Raw genomic sequence first — 16567 nt, 5'->3', positions numbered from 1 at the left:
CTCTCACGAGAAGAGGCCCCAATGCTTGTTCCATCCCGCCTGATGGCTGCGGCCGGCATCGTGCCGTTGCCGATCGCGGCCCGCGCCGCATCCTTGCTGTTTCAGCAAGTGCTCAAATCCCACCCCCGGCTCTTCGACCGGCTCGGGGATTATCGATATTTATGTTTCGGCTTTGCCCCCTCCGACCTTGCCTTCGAGTTCGTGATCCGGCCTGCCGGAGGCAGTATCCGAACCTTCCGGCGCGGGCGCGCGCCGGAGGCGGACGCCAGGATCAGCGGCCCCCTGCTCCTGATGCTCGGGCTTGCCGAGGGCCGCCTGGATGGTGATGCCGTCTTCTTTGCCCGTAAGCTTGCCGTGACAGGCAATATGGAAGCGGTGCTCGCGCTTCGAAATGCGCTCGATGACAGCGGAATCGATCTGGTGAAACTGGCCGGAGACATGTCGGGGCCGATCCGCCGCCCCGTGATGGCGGCACTCTCATCCATCCGGCGCCGTGCACTCAAGGGAGAAGGTGCCAGATGGAACTGATATGCCCAGCCGGAACCCCCTCGTCCTTCAGAGAGGCCGTCGATGCAGGTGCGGACGCGGTTTATTGCGGGTTTCGCGACGAAACGAACGCCCGAAACTTCCCAGGTTTGAATTTTGATCTGCAGGAGCTCCGGGAAGCCGTCTCCTATGCCGGCACCCGAGGCGTCAAGACGTTCGTGGCACTGAACACATTCATGACGGCAGGGCGGGAGGATCTCTGGTATCGCCGGGCGCAGGAAGCAACCGATGCAGGGGCCGACGCGCTGATCGTCGCCGATTTCGGGCTGATGGCCCATGTTGCCGAACGTCACCCACATCAGCGCCTGCATATTTCCGTGCAGGCTTCGGCCTCGAATCCGGATGCTCTTGCCTATCTGGTCGAAAGTTTTGGCGCAGCGCGCGTCGTCCTTCCCCGAACGCTGACGGTCGCCGATATTGCCCGCATCGCCCGTCGCGTAGCTTGCGAGCTTGAGGTCTTCGTCTTCGGCGGCCTCTGCGTGATGGCGGAGGGGCGCTGCTCGCTCTCCTCCTACGCCACCGGAAAATCGCCCAACATGAACGGCGTCTGCTCGCCGGCAAGCCATGTCCGCTACCGGCAGGAAGGCGCCGACATGATATCGGAACTGGGCGGGTATACGATCAACAGGTTCTCCGAGAAGGAGCCGGCCGGCTATCCAACCCTGTGCAAGGGGCGCTTTGCGATCGGCAAGAGCAAGACTTACGCCTTCGAGGACCCGGTTTCTCTCGATGTCATGGACCAGCTGGACGAACTTCAGGCGGCCGGTGTCACGGCGCTGAAGGTGGAGGGGCGCCAACGCGGCAAAGCCTATATCTCGCAGGTCGTCTCGACGCTCCGCGCCACGATGGAAGTCGCCCCCGCCGATCGCCCCGCGCTGATGGCCCGTCTCAAGGCCCTCAGCGAGGGACTGGAGACGACGCATGGCGCCTATGAGAAGCAGTGGAGGTAAGAGATGAAGCTGACACTTGGCCCGCTCCAATATCTCTGGCCGAGCGACCGATGGCGCGACTTCTATTTCGGGATCGCCGACGAAGCGCCTGTCGATGTCGTCGTCATCGGCGAGACGATCTGCTCGAAGCGCCTGCATTTCATGGAGGCCGAGCTTGCTGTTGTCATCGAGCGGCTGGAGGCCGCAGGAAAAGAGGTCAGGCTCTCGACACTGGCGCTCGTCACGCTCGATCGCGAGGCGAACTATCAAAGGGCGCTCGCTCAAGAGGATGCCAGGCTCGTCGAGGCCAATGATCTCTCTGCCCTCTATCTCCTGAAGGGCCGGCCGCACGCCGTTGGACCGTTCATCAATGTCTATAACGCAGCGACCGCACGCGTTCTGGCATCCAATGGTGCGACGGCGATCTGCCTGCCGCCGGAACTTCCGGCCTCGTCCGTCGCCGCCATTGCCAGGACCTGTCCGAATCTCGATCTGGAGGTCTTCGCCTTCGGCCGCGTGCCGCTCGCCATTTCCGCGCGCTGCGCTCACGCCCGCTCGAAAGGGCGAACCAAGGACAATTGCCAGTTCGTCTGCCAGGATGATCCTGATGGCATCACGGTCAACACCATTTCAGGTCAGCCCTTCCTTGCCCTGAACGGCGTGCAAACGCTCTCGCATACATGCCAGGCCCTGATCGAGCGATCCAACGAATGGACGGCACAAGGGGTCAGTTCACTTCGGCTGTCACCGCAGATCTGCGACATGGTCGAGGTGTCCCAGACTTTTCGCAGGGTCTTGAATGGAGAGATCGAGCCTGCGCAGGCGCTGACAAGGCTGCGCGAAGTCTATCCGGACGTTCCGCTATCGAACGGGTTTTACCACGGCAGGACCGGCGCGGAATGGGTCGCGCGCCTGAAAAATGCAAAGGATTTGGCACAATGAAGATGAGACTGTCGGAAAGCGATGCTCCCGGCGATAGACGGATCTTCTCTGCTCTGCGTCAGATAAAGGCCTTTGCGAAGGACCCGGATTCCGACTGCAGCTGCACCCTCATCATCGACGAATTGCTCGCGCATCTGGTTCCAAGACAAAGAGCCGCCGTCGTGCAGGAACTGTTCATGTCGGCGCTGCGCCAGAGAACGAAGGTCGCCACGCTTCTGGAACTTCTGAAGGAACTCGAGCAGTTTGGACCTGCCTCCGAAATCGGCGAGGTCGAGGAAGCGGCTCTGATTTTCGACGATGTGGCAAAACAGGCTAAAATGGGCTCTCAGCTTCTCAGAGCCTTCGTCGCCAATCAGCGCGACATTCTTGGTGCCCAGCAAACTTCTATCGCGAAAGAGGCTGGGGAAATTCCATCGTGAAGGCAGAGAACCGCCGGGATCGGCACGTCGACATGCTCGAGGTCATAAGCTGTGGCGGCTCGGCCGATGGGGAATCGCGCGCAGTTCTCGAAATGTTTCTCCTGCAGACCCGGCCGACCCTCGCGCCGGAGCCGACTGCCGGCGAGCGAGCGACCGGGCCGCATGGGCACGGCGACGGGCAAGCGGGCGGACATCGATATCCGTAACGGGCCTATCGTCGGAAACTGCGGCGGCCGCATCAGTCGCGGCCGGTTTCACCAACATCATTGCATTTGCTCCAGATCAATCACGATCGAGCAGGAAGGTCTAAGCTCATCGCGTTTCAAGGCGTGGTTGGAATGGGAAGTTTTAGCGCCTGGCATTGGCTGATCGTCCTTACGATCGTCCTCATCCTGTTTGGACGCGGCAGGATCCCCGAGTTGATGGGCGATGTCGCGCAGGGGATCCGGGCCTTCAGGAAGGGTATCGATGGCAAGGCCACCGGCGAAACGGACAAGGACGGCGCAGATGCAGATCGGTCTTGATCAGGATCGATGCGCAGGCCACGGGTGAACGTCCAGAGGGGAACAAAATGGAGTACTCGATCATCTCGGCGTGGTTCGACGACGCGGAAAAATGCGGTCGCGTAGCTCTTCAGCTGGCTGGCCAAACGAGGACCGTGATTGTCACAAGGCGATCGCTGTTGAGTGTGGCATCGCCCCCGCGTGCGAATGAGGCGCGGCTTTTCCAGTTTCTGCATAGCTTTTGCGAGATCGCGCTCGCCTATGGCAGATGCGATCCGAGGCATGCGGAGACCCTGGTGGTCACCGCAACCGACGTAAGACGCTGGCGTCGCGGTCATACACAGTCAGAACCGCTGTGGACGTGGCAGGGTATCGGCAGCACCATCACATCCGTTCCCCACCCAATTGACCCGTCGGCTGGGCTACGCGCTTCGGCAGAAACGCTCGAACGCTTCGCGGGTGCATAGCTTCTGGAGATATTCCTCGTCCTGATCGCGCGCGACATGACGAAGCACGAGCTTCAACAGCTCCCATTCGGTGGCGCGGTTGCGATTGAACCATGACGTTTCTGCAATGCGGTCATAGATGCGCAGAACGCGCCTGGCGGTGGCTGGATCGAGATCTCTCAGAAGCATGGCAGCACGGGCAGCTTTTCGAACATGGATTTCACACCCTATCGTGATGCGAGGGTTGCGCGTGACAGACGCAGATCGCATGTCGTTGCTATCGCCCCTCGCCCTGCTCGTCCTTGACAAAGCTCAATCTGACCGGAGTTCATACAGGCAAGAGGGCAAGCCGCCTACGGCTGATCGGCACCCAACGGTCATCGCTGTCTGCCGCGATCTGTCGAGGCCGATGCAGTGCTTGAAATGATACAGATCAAAACCGTCCGTCCGGATTCGTGAGAAGGGTGGCAGACAATCGCAAGGATCGGATCTGATGAACCTGCCGACATTCGTTATCGCCGTCTTCTCACTGCTGATCCTTCCAGGCCCGACCAATGCGGTTTTGGCGTTGGCGTCGACGGCGCTGACCGTCAGGCGGTCCCTGTCGCTCGTCACCACCGTCCTATTCGGCTATCTCGCAATCATCATTCCGGTGTCGAGCATCGCCGCACCGCTGCTTGAAGACCAGCCGGCCATCGCAGCCGCCGTCAAGCTGATTTCGGCAATTTGGGTTCTTTATCTTGCGCTGAAACTATGGGTGCCGGTCCCGGTGGGCGGCCAGAGCACGTTCGGCGTCGGTCAGCTCTTCATCACCACGCTGCTCAATCCCAAGGCCATCATCATCGGCCTTACCCTTGTACCCTCCGTCCAGACGGGTATAGCCGTAGCGTTCGTCTGCTGCGCGACGGTGACGTCGGCGATCTGGCTTGGCCTTGGCGGCCTGCTGGTCGGACGCCATGCGCAAATGCCACCTCTTGTGCGGCATTGCGGTTGCGCCGTGCTTGTCGCCTTTTCCCTGACCCTTGCCATCAGCGCCCTTTGGACCTGAGACTTGTGTAGATTTTCACGACACTGGCTCGGCTGACTTCCTCGATGGCATGCATGGCTGCCCTCGCAAACCGCCTTATGCCATTGCGCTGAGTCCAGGCCGGCAAGATCGATGTCGGCCCTGGAAACGGCGACCGGAAAATTTGATGCCGCCTGCCGCAGCCGCCTTGTCCTGCGTCAAATGTGATGCAGGCCGTTTCTTGATGTCGGTCAATGTCTGATCCATGCGGGAGGCTAGAATCGCATAACGATCTGGCGGGCAAGGGTAGTGATCCGATATGTACCGAACGATAGTCTGCGCTATAGGCAACGGCCCTCGCGAAACGGCCGAGCGCATCCTGAACAGGGCAGCCGGCCTCCTCGACAAGGATGGTTCGATCTTCGTCATCCACGCCGTCGAAACCATGCCACATTACATGACGACGAGCCTGCCGGAGGACTTCGAGACCGCCGCCATAAAGGATGCCGAGGAGAAGCTCACCTTGCTCTGCCGGCAGATGAAGATCCCTGCCGTCGTCGAGGTCCATACCGGTAGCGCAGCCAGGGTGCTTTTGGCCGCCGCGCGGGAGAAGCAGGCGGACCTCATCATCCTGTCGACCCATGTCGCAGATATTACCGACTATATTTTCGGGGCCGTGGTCGACCGCGTGGTGCGTCATGCCAAATGCTCGGTCCTCGTCGATCGCAAGCAAAGTCCGGTGCATAAGCTGAGCCGCGCGGTGGAGACGGCGGCGCGCTGATAACAGGGCGCCCTCGGCAATGGCGCGCTGTTTTTTGCCTTCGCGCCGACCTTCTCCCTGCACATGATGCAAAGGGATTGCTAGGTACGGGCGGCCTCCGCACGACGTCGCGGCATTGCCATCATCACCTACCGCGCATCCGCCAGCGCCCGGCGGAACCGCATGAGCGCGCCGCAAAAGAAAAGCACGCCGATCACCATGAGCGCCGCCATCTCCTGCCAGACCGCATCGAAGCCGGCGCCGCGGTAAAGGATCGCCTGCGACAGCGACACGAAATGTGGCGCGGGCGAAACCACCAGCGCATATTGCAGCCAGAGCGGCATGCTGTCCATCGGCGTCGTGCTGCCGGAAAGCAGGTTCATCGCAATCAGGATCGGCATCGAGATCAGCCCGAATTGCGCCATCGAACTTGAGGCAGTCGCGATCAGGATGCCGAGCGACGTGACGGAGAACTGGTAGAGCACCGCGCAGAAGACGAAAAGCCAGATCGAACCGGCGATCGGCACCGAAAGCAACCCTTCGACCACGACGACGAGCGACAGCACCGCCGCCACGATGATGACCAACCCGTTCGCCCAGACCTTCGACATCATGATCTCCGCCGGCGTGACCGGCATGACGAGAAGATGCTCGATCGTGCCGTGCTCCCGCTCTCGGACCAGCGCTGCGCCGGTCAGGATGACCGAAAGCATCGTCACATTGTTGATGACCTGCATGACCGCGGTGAACCAGGTCGATTGCAGATTGGGATTGAAGCGTGCGCTGACGACGAGATTGATCGGTGACGCGGCGGCGCTGTTCGGCAAGGCTGTTGCCATCTCCTGCAGAATAATGTTCTGAATATAGGAGGCTCCGTTGCCGGCCTGCGCCATGGCCGTCGCATCGATATCGAGCTGCAGCGAAGGCTTGCGACCGGCAATCGCATCCTCCTCGAATTTGGGCGGGATCTCCAGCACGAAGACGAATCGACCGGCATCCATTGCCGCATCCACCTCATCAGCGCCGATCAATACCGGCGCCTTGAAAAAAGGCTGCAGCATCGCATCCCGTAGCCGTGTCGAGAGCATCGAACGGTCCTCGTCGACGACGGCGACCGAGGCGTTCTCGACCTCGAGCTTGGCGCCGGTCGAAACCGTGTAGACGGCGATGGTGAAAGTGTAGACGATGAGGACCATCATCACAGGGTCGGCCTTCAGGCTGTAGAGTTCCTTGACGCCGAGGCGGAAAATCCGGTTGAGCTTGCCCCACATGTCAGGCACTCCGCTTTCTGAGTGCCACGAGTGCGGCACCAACGAACACGACACCGAAACCGGCAAGGACGATGAGGTTTGGCCAGAGTTCGGCAAGGCCGAGACCCTTTGTGATGACGCCGACGCTCAGGGGCTGGTACCAGGCCGAGGGAAAGAGCAGCCCCATGAACCGCCCGCCCCCGGAGAGCGACGAGACCGGCACCAGCAGGCCGGAAAAATTCACGGCCGGGACGATCGCAACGATCGCGGTCGCGAAGATCGCCGCCACCTGGCTGCGCACGAAGCTCGAAACGAAGAGACCGAAGGCCGTCGTCGCGAGGATATAGAGGATCGAGCCTGCAGCAAGCAGGCCGATGGAGCCCTTGATCGGTACGTCGAAGACGAGGCGCATCATCAGTACCAGCACCAGGAAACTAACGAAGGCGATCGCCACATAAGGAAGCTGCTTGCCGAGCAGGAATTCGATACGAGTGACCGGCGTCGCCTGGAAATTGGCAATCGAGCCGGTCTCCTTCTCCTTGACGATACCGAGCGCGGTCATGATCGCCGGGATCAATACGAGCATCAGCATGATGACGCTCGGCACGATCGCATTGGCGCTCTTGAAATCCTGATTATAGCGGAAGCGGCTTTCGATATTGACGGGATAGAGCTGTTCGAAGCGGCCTGAGTGCCGCGCCGAGACATCGGCGAGATAGGAGGAGACGAGGCCGGAAACATAACCGCGCGCTGTCTCGGCACGGAACGGCATCGCGCCGTCGAGCCATACGGAGATCTCCGGCGCCTCCTGCCGCATAAGGTCGCGGCCGAAATCGGGCGGGATCTCGATGCCCACCATCAGTTCACCATCCTGCAGCCGAAGCTGCAGCTCCTCGGTCGAGGCAATCGGCGGCTGCTCCTGGAAATAACGCGAGCTTTGAAGGCTCTCCACCAGCTGCCGGCTTTCTGAAGATTGATCCTGATCGTAGACGGCGAAAGGCAGATGCTCGACATCGAAGGAGATGCCGTATCCGAACGTGAGCATCAACAGGACCGGCCCGAGCAGAGCGAAGACGAGCCGCGCCCGGTCGCGCAGGATTTCGATCGTCTCGCGCCGCGCATAGGCAAAGAGCCGGCGGGGGTCGAAGAGCCGCGTGGGCATGGCGGTGCCGCCGGCGAGCGCGGTGCCCCCCGCATCGGCCCCGGCGCCCTCACCCATACTCGCCTCGGTCAGCACCTCGATGAAGGTTTCCTCCAGCGTCGCCCCGCCCCGCTCGGCACAGAGTTCGGCCGGGCTGCCGATCGCCAGCACCTTGCCGGCATGCATCAGCGAGATACGGTCGCAGCGCTCGGCCTCGTTCATGAAATGCGTCGACAGGAAAATGGTGACGCCGTCGCGCCGCGACAGCGTTATCAGTGATCGCCAGAAGGCATCGCGCGCCACGGGATCGACACCGGACGTGGGCTCGTCGAGGATCAGCATTTCCGGCTTGTGCATGACGGCCGCCGCAAGCTGGAGACGCTGGCGAATGCCGAGCGGCAGGTCTTCCGGCCGCTGGTCAGCGAATTCGCCGAGATCATATTCCGCGAGCATCTCGCCGACGCGCCGGTCGATATCTACCGCCGGCAAACCAAAAAGACGCGCATGCAGCCTGAGGTTCTGTCGAACGGTCAGCTCGCCATACAGAGAGAATGCCTGCGACATGTAGCCGACGCGTTTGCGGGTCTCGATGTCGCCGGCCTTCAGCGGCTGGCCGAAGAGCCTTGCGACACCCTCGCTCGCCGGCAACAGCCCCGTCAGCATCTTCATCGTCGTGCTCTTGCCGCTGCCGTTCGAACCGAGGAAGCCGAAAATCTCGCCCTTCGCAATACGGAAGCTGACATGATCGACCGCGACGAAATCGCCGAAGCGGCACGTCAGGTCTTCCGCCTCGATTGCCGGCGGTCCGTCGACGATCACGCGCGGCGTGACGATCAGTGGACCGCGATCCAGCTTGCCGGTATTCGGCATCAGCGCCGTGAAGGCCGCCTCCAGGGTCTGCTGCCGAGCCTGCCGCATGATATCGCCAGGGCTGCCGGTCGCGATCAGCCTGCCCGCGTGCAATGCGGCAAGCCAGTCGAAGCGTTCGGCCTCCTCCATATAGGCGGTGGCGACGATCACGCTCATCTGCGGCCGCCGCTCGCGAATGTGATCGACGAGCTCCCAGAACTGCCGCCGCGAGAGCGGATCGATGCCGGTCGTCGGTTCGTCGAGGATCAGCAGATCGGGATCATGCAGGAGCGAGGCGCAGATACCGAGCTTCTGCCTCATGCCACCCGAAAGCTTGCCGGCGGGCCGATCACGAAAGGGCAGCAAGCCGGTCATTCGCAATAGTTCGTCCACGCGTGCACGGCGTTGCAGACCGTCCTGGCCGAAGAGGCGACCGAAGAAATCGAGGTTTTCCGCGACGCTCAACGTCGGATAGAGATTGCGTCCGAGGCCTTGCGGCATGAAGGCAAGGTGGGCACGGGCGTCGCGACGATGGCGCCGATCGGCCATGTCGCCGCCAAGCACCTCGACATGTCCGTGCTGGATGCGGGTAATACCCGCCGCAAGACCGAGCAGCGTCGATTTGCCGACGCCATCGGGGCCGATCAGTCCGGCCATGCAGCCGGCGGGAACGGCGAGGTCGACACCATCGAGTGCGGCAATCCGGCCGTAACGATGCGTCACGACCGTGAAGCGAACGGCCGGTCCGCTCATTGCGGCAGCTTCACTTGCAGCTCCGCCGGCCAGGCCAACTTGGGATCGGTGCGGACATAGCCGATCCCCCTCACACCCGTCTTGACGCGCGATTCATAGTCCTTGAGCAGATCGGGGGCGATCTTCAGCTTCACCCTGAAAACCAGCTTCTCGCGCTCGTCCTGTGTCTCGACGGTCTTCGGCGTGAACTGTGCCTGCGAGGAGACGAAGGATACCGTTGCCGGCACGACATATTGCGGCGCCGGATCGAGAATGATGCGCGCCTCGTCGCCGATTGCCAAGGTGCCGGCGGCGCGGGCCGGCAGGAAGATCGTCATCGACACGTCGGAGAGATCGAGCAGCGTCGCGACCGGCGCACCGGCGGCAACGACTTCGCCGGTCTGCGCGAGCTTATATTCGACACGGCCCCGGCGCGGCGCCTTCAGCACGGCATCGTCGAGCACGGTTTGAATGCGCACCACTTCCGCCTGCGCCGCTTCCGTTGTCGCTTCCGCCTCGTCACGGCTTGCGAGCGCCGCCTTTTGTGCGGCCTCGGCAACGCTCAGCTGGCTGCGGCGCAGTTCGAGCTGCTGCATCGTGCCGCTGCCCGTGCTGCTCATCGATTGAGCGCGCTCGAATTCCTGCCTGGCGAGTATCAATTCGCTTTGGCGCTGGGCAATTGAGGCCTCGGCTTCGACCTGGCTCGTCTCGCTGCGGCGAACCTGGGCCTTGGCGCCAGCAAGCTGAGCATCGAGATCGGCCGTATCGATCCGGGCGATCGGCGCACCGGCATCGACGATCTGGCCTTCATCGACGAGGACATCGGCAAGCCGGCCAGCGAATTTCGCCGAAATCAGCACCTGCTGGGCCTCGATGCGTCCATTGGACATGGAGATATTTTCGGGCAGTCCTCGGCCGGTCATCTTGTTCCAGAGGGCCTCGAATCGAGCCGAGAAGACCGAGGAGCGATCCTGCGCGAGAACCGGCTGACCGAGGCCAAGGAGAAAAGCTAAGGAAACCAGGACACAAAGCTGATGCTTTCTCAATGACGGAGCCTCCAATCGAACCTGTGCGGACGTTGCCGATGTTCGTCCTTCTATTGGCAATCCCGTCCGCCATCCTTGACATATGTCATGAAGGACAGGGCAAGCATCTGCAGCGGTCGTGCCTGATCGAGGAACGCCGCAGGCGCATCGCCAGTTCAGAGGCGGCATGGAGTTTTTCAGGCAGCATCCCAACGGGCGCGCCCCGACCTGCGACGCCGGACGCTTGTGTCTTGCGATGGATCAATGCGCCGGTGGGCGTGCCCTTCATCATCACGCCGGACAATCATTGCGAAAGGATGAAGATCATGACGGGCAAGATGATGAAGGCGGCGGTGGTGCGTGAATTCGGCAGGCCGCTTGTAATCGAATGCGTGCCGGTGCCAGTTCCCGGACCGGGCGAAATCCTGGTGAAGGTGGTCGCCTGTGGCGTCTGCCATACCGACCTGCATGCGGCCGACGGCGACTGGCCCGTCAAGCCAAGGCCGCCCTTCATTCCCGGCCACGAAGCGGCAGGCGTCGTTGCCGCCCTCGGCCCCGGCGTCACCGAATTCAAGGAAGGCGATGCCGTCGGCGTTGCCTGGCTGCACGACGCCTGCCTGCGCTGCGAATATTGCGAGACCGGCTGGGAAACGCTTTGCGAACACCAGCACAATTCCGGCTACAGCTGCGATGGCGGCTTTGCCGAATATGTCATCGCCTCGGCAGCCTTTGCCGCACGCCTTCCCGATGGCGTCAATTTCGCCGAGATCGCGCCGATCCTCTGCGCCGGGGTTACGACCTACAAAGGTCTCAGGGAAACCGAAGCCCGGCCCGGCGAGTGGGTAGCGATCTCGGGCATCGGCGGCCTTGGCCATGTTGCGATCCAATATGCCAAGGCGATGGGCCTCAAGGTGGTCGCCCTCGATATCGCTGCCGCCAAGCTCGACCTCGCTCGCGAGGTTGGCGCCGATCTTGCGCTCAACGCGCTTTCCGAAGACGTGGTCGAAAAGGTGTTGAAGGCGACGAGCGGCGGCGCACATGGCGTGCTCGTCACTGCCGTCTCCCCGCCGGCTTTCTCGCAGGCGCTCTCCATGGTGCGCCGGAAGGGCACCGTCAGCCTTGTCGGGCTGCCGCCGGGCAACTTCCAGACACCGATCTTCGACGTCGTGCTGAAGCGCATAACCGTGCGCGGCTCGATCGTCGGCACGCGCCGCGATCTCGACGAAGCGCTTGCGTTTGCCGCCGACGGCCGCGTCCGGGCCGAGATCACCAGGGCGCCGCTCGACGATATCAATGATATCTTTGCCGGCCTGAAAGCGGGAACCATCGAAGGCCGGATGGTGCTTGATATCGCTGAAGAGAAAGAGGCGGGGGCGGCATGAGATACAGGCACGTCAATTTTGACGTTGATCAAGGCACTTAGTGTCGGGCGGGGGAGTGGCCGGGGCCAGCGCTCCTGCCCACCGTACGGGCTGGTGCCGTCCCTTCTGGCCAGGCCGAATGACAGGACGCGGCCCTCGTCCCCTCCCCGACATCCGACCGGCAACCTATATGAAGGCGGATTCCAATCCGCAGTATTCGCTGCCCTTACACGGAGACATGTATGAGCCAAGATCCATACGAGCTTCTGGGCGTGAAACGGGATGCCACCCAGAAGGACATTCAGGGGGCATTCCGCAAGCTTGCCAAGAAGCTCCACCCCGACCTGAACCCCGGTGACAAGAAGGCCGAGGCAAAGTTCAAGGAGATTTCTGCCGCCTATGAAATCCTGAGCGATGAGGAGAAACGCGGCCGCTTCGATCGTGGCGAGATCGACATCACCGGAGCCGAACAGGCGCCCCGCAGCTACTATCGAGACTATGCCTCCTCGAGCGGCCCGGGCGGCGCCTATCATAACGGCGCCGGCTTTGCCGATTTTGGAGACGCCGACGATCTCTTCGCAAGTTTCTTCTCGCGCCGCGCTGGCGGCGGCCAGTTCCGCGCAAAGGGCCAGGACCGGCGCTTCTCGATGGAGGTGGATTTCCTCGATGCCGTGAATGGCACGCAGAGCCAGGTGAAACTGTCGGACGGCCCGGCGCTCGACGTCAAGATCCCGCCCGGCACGCGCGACGGCCAGACGCTGCGCCTGCGCGGCAAGGGAGAACCCGGTTTCGGCGGCGGCCCGGCCGGCGATGCGCTGATCGACGTCCGCGTGCGCCCGCACCGTTTCTTCACCCGCGACGGCGACGACATCCGCCTCGATCTGCCCGTCACGTTGAGAGAAGCGGTACTCGGCGGAAAGGTGCGCGTGCCGACACCATCAGGACCGGTCAACCTGACGCTGCCGGCAAATTCCAGCAGCGGCAAGGTCCTGCGCCTCAAGGGCAAGGGTGTTGTGAAGCGCGGCGGCGACGCCGGTGATGTCTATGTGACGCTGAAGATCATGCTGCCCGAACAGCCGGACGAACAGCTGACCGCCTTCGTCAAGGACTGGGCGGCAGCCGACACACAGGATCCGAGAAAGAACATGGAGACCTGACCATGGACGATCGCGAATTCCGACTCTACCTCAAAATCGACGTGACCGAGCTCGATTTGTGGGTCGAGCAGGGCTGGCTGGCCCCCGATATTTCCGAGGGCCGGCGTCGGTTCCGGGATGCCGATCTTGCCCGCGCCCGCCTGATCCTGGACCTCACGCGCCAAATGGGCGTCAACGAGGCCGGCGTCGACGTCGTCATGGAGCTCATCGACCAGCTCCACGGCATGCGCGGCGCGATGCGCAGGCTTGTCGCGGCCGTGAACCGGCAGGAGGCCGAGATCCAGCAACGCCTGCTCCGCACGCTCGAAGAGCTTGACGATAGCGGCCGCTGATAGCTTCGTTCCGGACTTTCATGGCGATCAAGATCAGGCTTTGTACGGCATGGAGGATGGCGGGACGGGCAAGCCGGCTCACCTGTTCTGGCAGAGCTGGTTCTCCGCCCTGCCAGGAAACAGCGTTGCGCGGACTTCTGTTGATTATCCTCTCATGATTGCGGGCGTATTCAGCCAGCACCTGTCACTGTAAAAGATGACTACACTACTCTTGTTTTTCCTTGGGCAAGCAGGTTATACCGCCCGCGCCCTTAGAATCCCCATGTTGGGGGCTCGAAGAACAGGAAGTTCTCATGAGAGTTTTCAAGTCCCTCGCAGTTCCAGGTTTCGTCGCCGTGCTCGGCCTGATCGCAACACCGGTATTGTCCGCACCGACCACCTATCCGCTGACGCTCGACAATTGCGGTGCGAAGGTGACCGTCGCCAAGGCTCCAGCACGAGCCATCGGACTTGGCCAGAACAGCGCGGAGATCATGCTGCTTCTCGGTCTGGAAGACAAAATGGCCGGTACCGCATTCTGGCCGAGCAAGGTTCTGCCGCAGCTCGCCGAAGCCAACGCGAAGGTCAAGCTTCTGTCTGTCGAGTTTCCGACCTTCGAGTCGATTCTGGCGCAAGACCCGGATTTCGTGGCGGCGGCCTTGCCAAGCCTGATCGGCCCGACGAGCAAGGTCGCCAAGCGCGAGGACTTCGACAAAATCGGCATACCAAGCTACATTTCGCCGAGCACCTGCCTCAGCACCGAGAAGGTCAAGAACGAGTATGGCAGCCGCGACCAGCTCTGGAACATGGATCTGCTGTACAAGGAGATCGACGAGCTTTCGCAGATTTTTGACGTCGCCGATCGTGGCCAGGCGCTGATTGCCGACTTCAAGAAGCGTGAAGCGGCGTTGCGCGCCAGCGTGTCCAGGGATGGCAAGCAGCTTTCCTACGTCTTTTGGTTCTCCAGCCAGTCGCCTTCCGCAGACGCCTATCTCGGCGGAAAGAACGCGGCATCCGGCTTCATCGCCGATCTCCTCGGCGGCAAGAATGCCGTCACCGCCGAAGCCGAATGGCCGACGCTCGGGTGGGAAAGCATCATCGCCGCCAATCCGGATGTCATCGTCGTGGCCAATCTCGACCGCAACCGCTGGGAACTCGACAAGCCGGAGGCCAAGATCAAGTTCTTGAACAGCGATCCGGCCGTCAGCCAGATGCCGGCGGTGAAAAACAAGGCAATCGTCGTCATGGACGGCCAGGCCATGAACCCGACGATCCGCACGATCTACGGCGCGGAACAGGTAGCCGAGCAACTGAAAGCACTCGGCCTGATCAAGTGACCGCCTCGAACCGCTCTCTGCAGCGGGCCGCCCCCTTCGGCCTCCTCCTGTTGGCCTCCCTTGTGGCGGTCGGTCTGGTCGTCGGCATCAGTGTCGGGATCGGCGACCTGCCGATCCCGCTGACCACGACGTTTGCCGCGGTCACGAACAGGCTGGGATGGACGGCGGTGGAACTCAACCGCATCCACGAGACCGTGATCTGGGATTATCGTCTCAGCCGCGCGCTCGTGGCCGCTTTCTGCGGCGCGGGACTGGCTCTGTCGGGTGCGATCATGCAATCGCTGCTTCGCAACCCCCTGGCCGAGCCCTATGTGCTTGGTATCTCCGCCGGCGCGTCCACCGGCGCGGTCACCATCATCATTCTCGGCGTTGGTGCAGGTGCGGTTTCGTTGTCGGCCGGGGCTTTTGCCGGCGCATTTGCCGCCTTTCTTTTCGTGGCGCTGCTGTCCAACGGCACGCGCGGCGGCGCCGACCGGACGATCCTCGCCGGCGTTGCCGCTTCGCAGCTCTTCAACGCCGCCACATCCTACGTGGTTACGACATCAGGCAACGCGCAGCAGGCTCGCGACGCCATGTTCTGGCTGCTCGGCAGCTTCGGCGGCGTGCGCTGGCCGGAGTTTATGCTGGTTTCTGTCATCGTCGGCTTCGGGCTTGTCGCCTGTCTGTTCTATGCCAGGGTTCTGGATGCTTTTGCCTTCGGTGATGAAGCGGCCGCATCCCTTGGTGTCAACGTCGGCAGGACCCGCATCGCGCTGTTTTCGCTGACCGCAATGATGACGGCGACGATCGTCAGCATGGTCGGCTCGATCGGCTTCGTCGGTCTTGTCGTGCCGCATGCGGCGCGCTTCGTCGTCGGGCCGCTCCATATCCGGCTTCTCCCAGCCTGCGCCATTGTTGGCGCAATCTTCATGGTGCTTGCCGACATCGCCTCACGCGCGCTCATCCCGCAGCAGGTCCTGCCGATCGGGGTCGTCACGGCGCTGGTTGGCGTCCCCTTCTTCTCCGTCATCCTTTACCGGTTCCAGCGCGCATCATGAGCATCAAAGCCGAAAACCTCGTCTGGAAAATTGGCAAGAAGACCATACTCGATGGCGTCTCCTTCGAAGCAACACCGGGAAAGATGCTCGGCCTTCTTGGCCCGAACGGTTCCGGCAAGACGTCACTGCTGCGGCTTCTTGCCGGCCTGAAGCGACCCAATTCCGGGCGCATCTGGCTCGACCGGAGGGACATAAGGGCCATCGGGCGTCGCACGATCGCGCAGCGCGTCGCCTTCGTCGAACAGCATGCGACGACCAACGCCAATCTCAGGGTCGTGGATGTCGTCGAGCTCGGACGCTTTCCGCACCGCTCGATGTTTTCCAGCTGGACGCTCGCCGACGATCAGGCTGTTGAAGAAGCGTTGAAGCGGGCCGGCATGTCCGCCAAACGGCATGATCGCTGGCAGAGCCTGTCCGGTGGGGAAAAGCAGCGCGCCCAGATCGCAAGGGCCTTGGCGCAGTCGCCGAAAGAACTGATCCTCGATGAACCGACCAACCATCTCGATATCCAGCACCAGATCAGCCTCATGCGGCTCGTCTCCAGTCTGCCGGTCACCAGCATCATTGCGCTGCACGACCTCAACCATGCGGCCATGTTTTGCGACGAGCTGATCGTCATGCAAAGCGGGAAGATCGTTGCGTCCGGTACACCGGCCGAGGTATTGACCGAAGAAGTCCTCAGGGATGTTTTCTCGGTGGATGCGCGCGTCGAAGCCTCGCCCTATCACGCCCGACCGCACATCCACTATCTCCGGTGACGACGCCGTGTCGATGAGGCACAGACGCGCATGGGAAGCCGCCAGCCTGCAGACCGAT

17 protein-coding genes are annotated in these 16567 nt (G+C 62.1%); 13 read left to right on the top strand and 4 right to left on the bottom strand.

Features of this window, described 5'->3' with window-relative positions; translation table 11 throughout:
- Nucleotides 1-21: 21 nt before the first annotated feature.
- The 5 genes from FHT82_RS05710 to FHT82_RS05690 all read left to right on the top strand — a co-directional run bounded on the left by FHT82_RS05710 (nucleotide 22) and on the right by FHT82_RS05690 (nucleotide 3360).
- A complete protein-coding gene (locus FHT82_RS05710) occupies nucleotides 22-528 on the top strand; it encodes an SCP2 sterol-binding domain-containing protein (RefSeq protein WP_183727110.1) in 507 nt (168 codons plus the stop codon).
- Nucleotides 519-1496, top strand: a complete 978-nt coding sequence (locus tag FHT82_RS05705) for a peptidase U32 family protein (protein WP_183727108.1) — start codon at nucleotides 519-521, stop codon at nucleotides 1494-1496. The genes FHT82_RS05710 and FHT82_RS05705 overlap by 10 nt, the downstream gene beginning before the upstream one ends.
- Before the next feature lie 3 nt (nucleotides 1497-1499).
- Entirely contained in the window at nucleotides 1500-2417 is a 918-nt protein-coding gene (locus FHT82_RS05700; protein WP_183727106.1) for a U32 family peptidase, read from the top strand.
- Complete coding sequence (locus tag FHT82_RS05695; RefSeq protein WP_183727104.1) at nucleotides 2414-2836, top strand: hypothetical protein; 423 nt, start codon at nucleotides 2414-2416, stop codon at nucleotides 2834-2836. The genes FHT82_RS05700 and FHT82_RS05695 overlap by 4 nt, the downstream gene beginning before the upstream one ends.
- A gap of 338 nt (nucleotides 2837-3174) precedes the next feature.
- A complete protein-coding gene (locus FHT82_RS05690; protein WP_183727102.1) occupies nucleotides 3175-3360 on the top strand; it encodes a twin-arginine translocase TatA/TatE family subunit in 186 nt (61 codons plus the stop codon).
- A 401-nt stretch (nucleotides 3361-3761) separates the two neighbouring features.
- Here the strand turns inward: FHT82_RS05690 and FHT82_RS05685 are convergent, their stop codons facing one another.
- Nucleotides 3762-3974, bottom strand: a complete 213-nt coding sequence (locus FHT82_RS05685) for a hypothetical protein (RefSeq protein WP_183727100.1) — start codon at nucleotides 3972-3974, stop codon at nucleotides 3762-3764.
- A 304-nt stretch (nucleotides 3975-4278) separates the two neighbouring features.
- On the opposite strand from FHT82_RS05685, the gene FHT82_RS05680 reads away from it, so the two are divergent.
- Nucleotides 4279-4833: a threonine transporter RhtB gene (locus tag FHT82_RS05680; RefSeq protein WP_183727098.1), complete on the top strand. Its 555-nt coding sequence runs from the start codon at nucleotides 4279-4281 to the stop codon at nucleotides 4831-4833.
- A 277-nt stretch (nucleotides 4834-5110) separates the two neighbouring features.
- Nucleotides 5111-5572 carry a universal stress protein gene (locus tag FHT82_RS05675; protein WP_183727096.1) on the top strand — a complete coding sequence of 154 codons (462 nt, stop codon included), beginning with the start codon at nucleotides 5111-5113 and terminating at the stop codon, nucleotides 5570-5572.
- A gap of 128 nt (nucleotides 5573-5700) precedes the next feature.
- On the opposite strand, the gene FHT82_RS05670 is transcribed toward FHT82_RS05675, so the two are convergent.
- Genes FHT82_RS05670 through FHT82_RS05660 form a run of 3 tightly spaced genes read right to left on the bottom strand, consistent with a single transcriptional unit; the run spans nucleotide 5701 to nucleotide 10413 of the window.
- Nucleotides 5701-6822, bottom strand: a complete 1122-nt coding sequence (locus FHT82_RS05670; protein WP_183727094.1) for an ABC transporter permease — start codon at nucleotides 6820-6822, stop codon at nucleotides 5701-5703.
- 1 nt (nucleotide 6823) lies between these two features.
- Complete coding sequence (gene rbbA / locus FHT82_RS05665) at nucleotides 6824-9544, bottom strand: ribosome-associated ATPase/putative transporter RbbA (RefSeq protein ID WP_183727092.1); 2721 nt, start codon at nucleotides 9542-9544, stop codon at nucleotides 6824-6826.
- Complete coding sequence (locus FHT82_RS05660) at nucleotides 9541-10413, bottom strand: HlyD family efflux transporter periplasmic adaptor subunit (protein WP_246698058.1); 873 nt, start codon at nucleotides 10411-10413, stop codon at nucleotides 9541-9543. Before FHT82_RS05660 ends, rbbA begins: the two co-directional genes overlap by 4 nt.
- Before the next feature lie 461 nt (nucleotides 10414-10874).
- Here FHT82_RS05660 and adhP point away from each other — a divergent pair, with 461 nt between their 5' ends.
- From adhP to FHT82_RS05630, 6 genes are all read left to right on the top strand, one after another.
- On the top strand, nucleotides 10875-11930 hold the full coding sequence (gene adhP / locus FHT82_RS05655; protein WP_183727336.1) for an alcohol dehydrogenase AdhP: 1056 nt from the start codon (nucleotides 10875-10877) through the stop codon (nucleotides 11928-11930).
- Nucleotides 11931-12151: 221 nt separating this feature from the next.
- A complete protein-coding gene (locus FHT82_RS05650; protein ID WP_183727088.1) occupies nucleotides 12152-13066 on the top strand; it encodes a DnaJ C-terminal domain-containing protein in 915 nt (304 codons plus the stop codon).
- A gap of 2 nt (nucleotides 13067-13068) precedes the next feature.
- Nucleotides 13069-13398 carry a chaperone modulator CbpM gene (locus FHT82_RS05645; RefSeq protein ID WP_183727086.1) on the top strand — a complete coding sequence of 110 codons (330 nt, stop codon included), beginning with the start codon at nucleotides 13069-13071 and terminating at the stop codon, nucleotides 13396-13398.
- A 293-nt stretch (nucleotides 13399-13691) separates the two neighbouring features.
- A complete protein-coding gene (locus FHT82_RS05640; RefSeq protein WP_183727084.1) occupies nucleotides 13692-14714 on the top strand; it encodes an ABC transporter substrate-binding protein in 1023 nt (340 codons plus the stop codon).
- Entirely contained in the window at nucleotides 14711-15751 is a 1041-nt protein-coding gene (locus tag FHT82_RS05635) for an iron ABC transporter permease (protein WP_183727082.1), read from the top strand. Before FHT82_RS05640 ends, FHT82_RS05635 begins: the two co-directional genes overlap by 4 nt.
- Entirely contained in the window at nucleotides 15748-16509 is a 762-nt protein-coding gene (locus FHT82_RS05630; RefSeq protein ID WP_183727080.1) for an ABC transporter ATP-binding protein, read from the top strand. Before FHT82_RS05635 ends, FHT82_RS05630 begins: the two co-directional genes overlap by 4 nt.
- The last annotated feature ends 58 nt before the right edge of the window (nucleotides 16510-16567 follow it).

Source organism: Rhizobium sp. BK275, assembly GCF_014193555.1.
GTDB lineage: Bacteria > Pseudomonadota > Alphaproteobacteria > Rhizobiales > Rhizobiaceae > Rhizobium.
The sequence above is the reverse complement of the archived record's forward strand: the minus strand, read 5'-3'. Positions and strand labels throughout refer to the sequence as shown.

Excerpts from the sequence above, each read along its gene's own strand:
- FHT82_RS05705 (WP_183727108.1), top strand. The coding sequence starts at position 519 with ATGGAACTGATATGCCCAGCCGGAACCCCCTCGTCCTTCAGAGAGGCC.
- FHT82_RS05630 (WP_183727080.1), top strand. The coding sequence starts at position 15,748 with ATGAGCATCAAAGCCGAAAACCTCGTCTGGAAAATTGGCAAGAAGACC.
- FHT82_RS05680 (WP_183727098.1), top strand. The coding sequence starts at position 4,279 with ATGAACCTGCCGACATTCGTTATCGCCGTCTTCTCACTGCTGATCCTT.
- FHT82_RS05695 (WP_183727104.1), top strand. The coding sequence starts at position 2,414 with ATGAAGATGAGACTGTCGGAAAGCGATGCTCCCGGCGATAGACGGATC.
- rbbA (WP_183727092.1), bottom strand. The coding sequence starts at position 9,544 with ATGAGCGGACCGGCCGTTCGCTTCACGGTCGTGACGCATCGTTACGGC.
- adhP (WP_183727336.1), top strand. The coding sequence starts at position 10,875 with ATGACGGGCAAGATGATGAAGGCGGCGGTGGTGCGTGAATTCGGCAGG.
- FHT82_RS05640 (WP_183727084.1), top strand. The coding sequence starts at position 13,692 with ATGAGAGTTTTCAAGTCCCTCGCAGTTCCAGGTTTCGTCGCCGTGCTC.
- FHT82_RS05650 (WP_183727088.1), top strand. The coding sequence starts at position 12,152 with ATGAGCCAAGATCCATACGAGCTTCTGGGCGTGAAACGGGATGCCACC.
- FHT82_RS05700 (WP_183727106.1), top strand. The coding sequence starts at position 1,500 with ATGAAGCTGACACTTGGCCCGCTCCAATATCTCTGGCCGAGCGACCGA.
- FHT82_RS05690 (WP_183727102.1), top strand. The coding sequence starts at position 3,175 with ATGGGAAGTTTTAGCGCCTGGCATTGGCTGATCGTCCTTACGATCGTC.
- FHT82_RS05685 (WP_183727100.1), bottom strand. The coding sequence starts at position 3,974 with ATGCTTCTGAGAGATCTCGATCCAGCCACCGCCAGGCGCGTTCTGCGC.
- FHT82_RS05710 (WP_183727110.1), top strand. The coding sequence starts at position 22 with ATGCTTGTTCCATCCCGCCTGATGGCTGCGGCCGGCATCGTGCCGTTG.
- FHT82_RS05670 (WP_183727094.1), bottom strand. The coding sequence starts at position 6,822 with ATGTGGGGCAAGCTCAACCGGATTTTCCGCCTCGGCGTCAAGGAACTC.
- FHT82_RS05660 (WP_246698058.1), bottom strand. The coding sequence starts at position 10,413 with ATGTCCAATGGACGCATCGAGGCCCAGCAGGTGCTGATTTCGGCGAAA.
- FHT82_RS05675 (WP_183727096.1), top strand. The coding sequence starts at position 5,111 with ATGTACCGAACGATAGTCTGCGCTATAGGCAACGGCCCTCGCGAAACG.
- FHT82_RS05645 (WP_183727086.1), top strand. The coding sequence starts at position 13,069 with ATGGACGATCGCGAATTCCGACTCTACCTCAAAATCGACGTGACCGAG.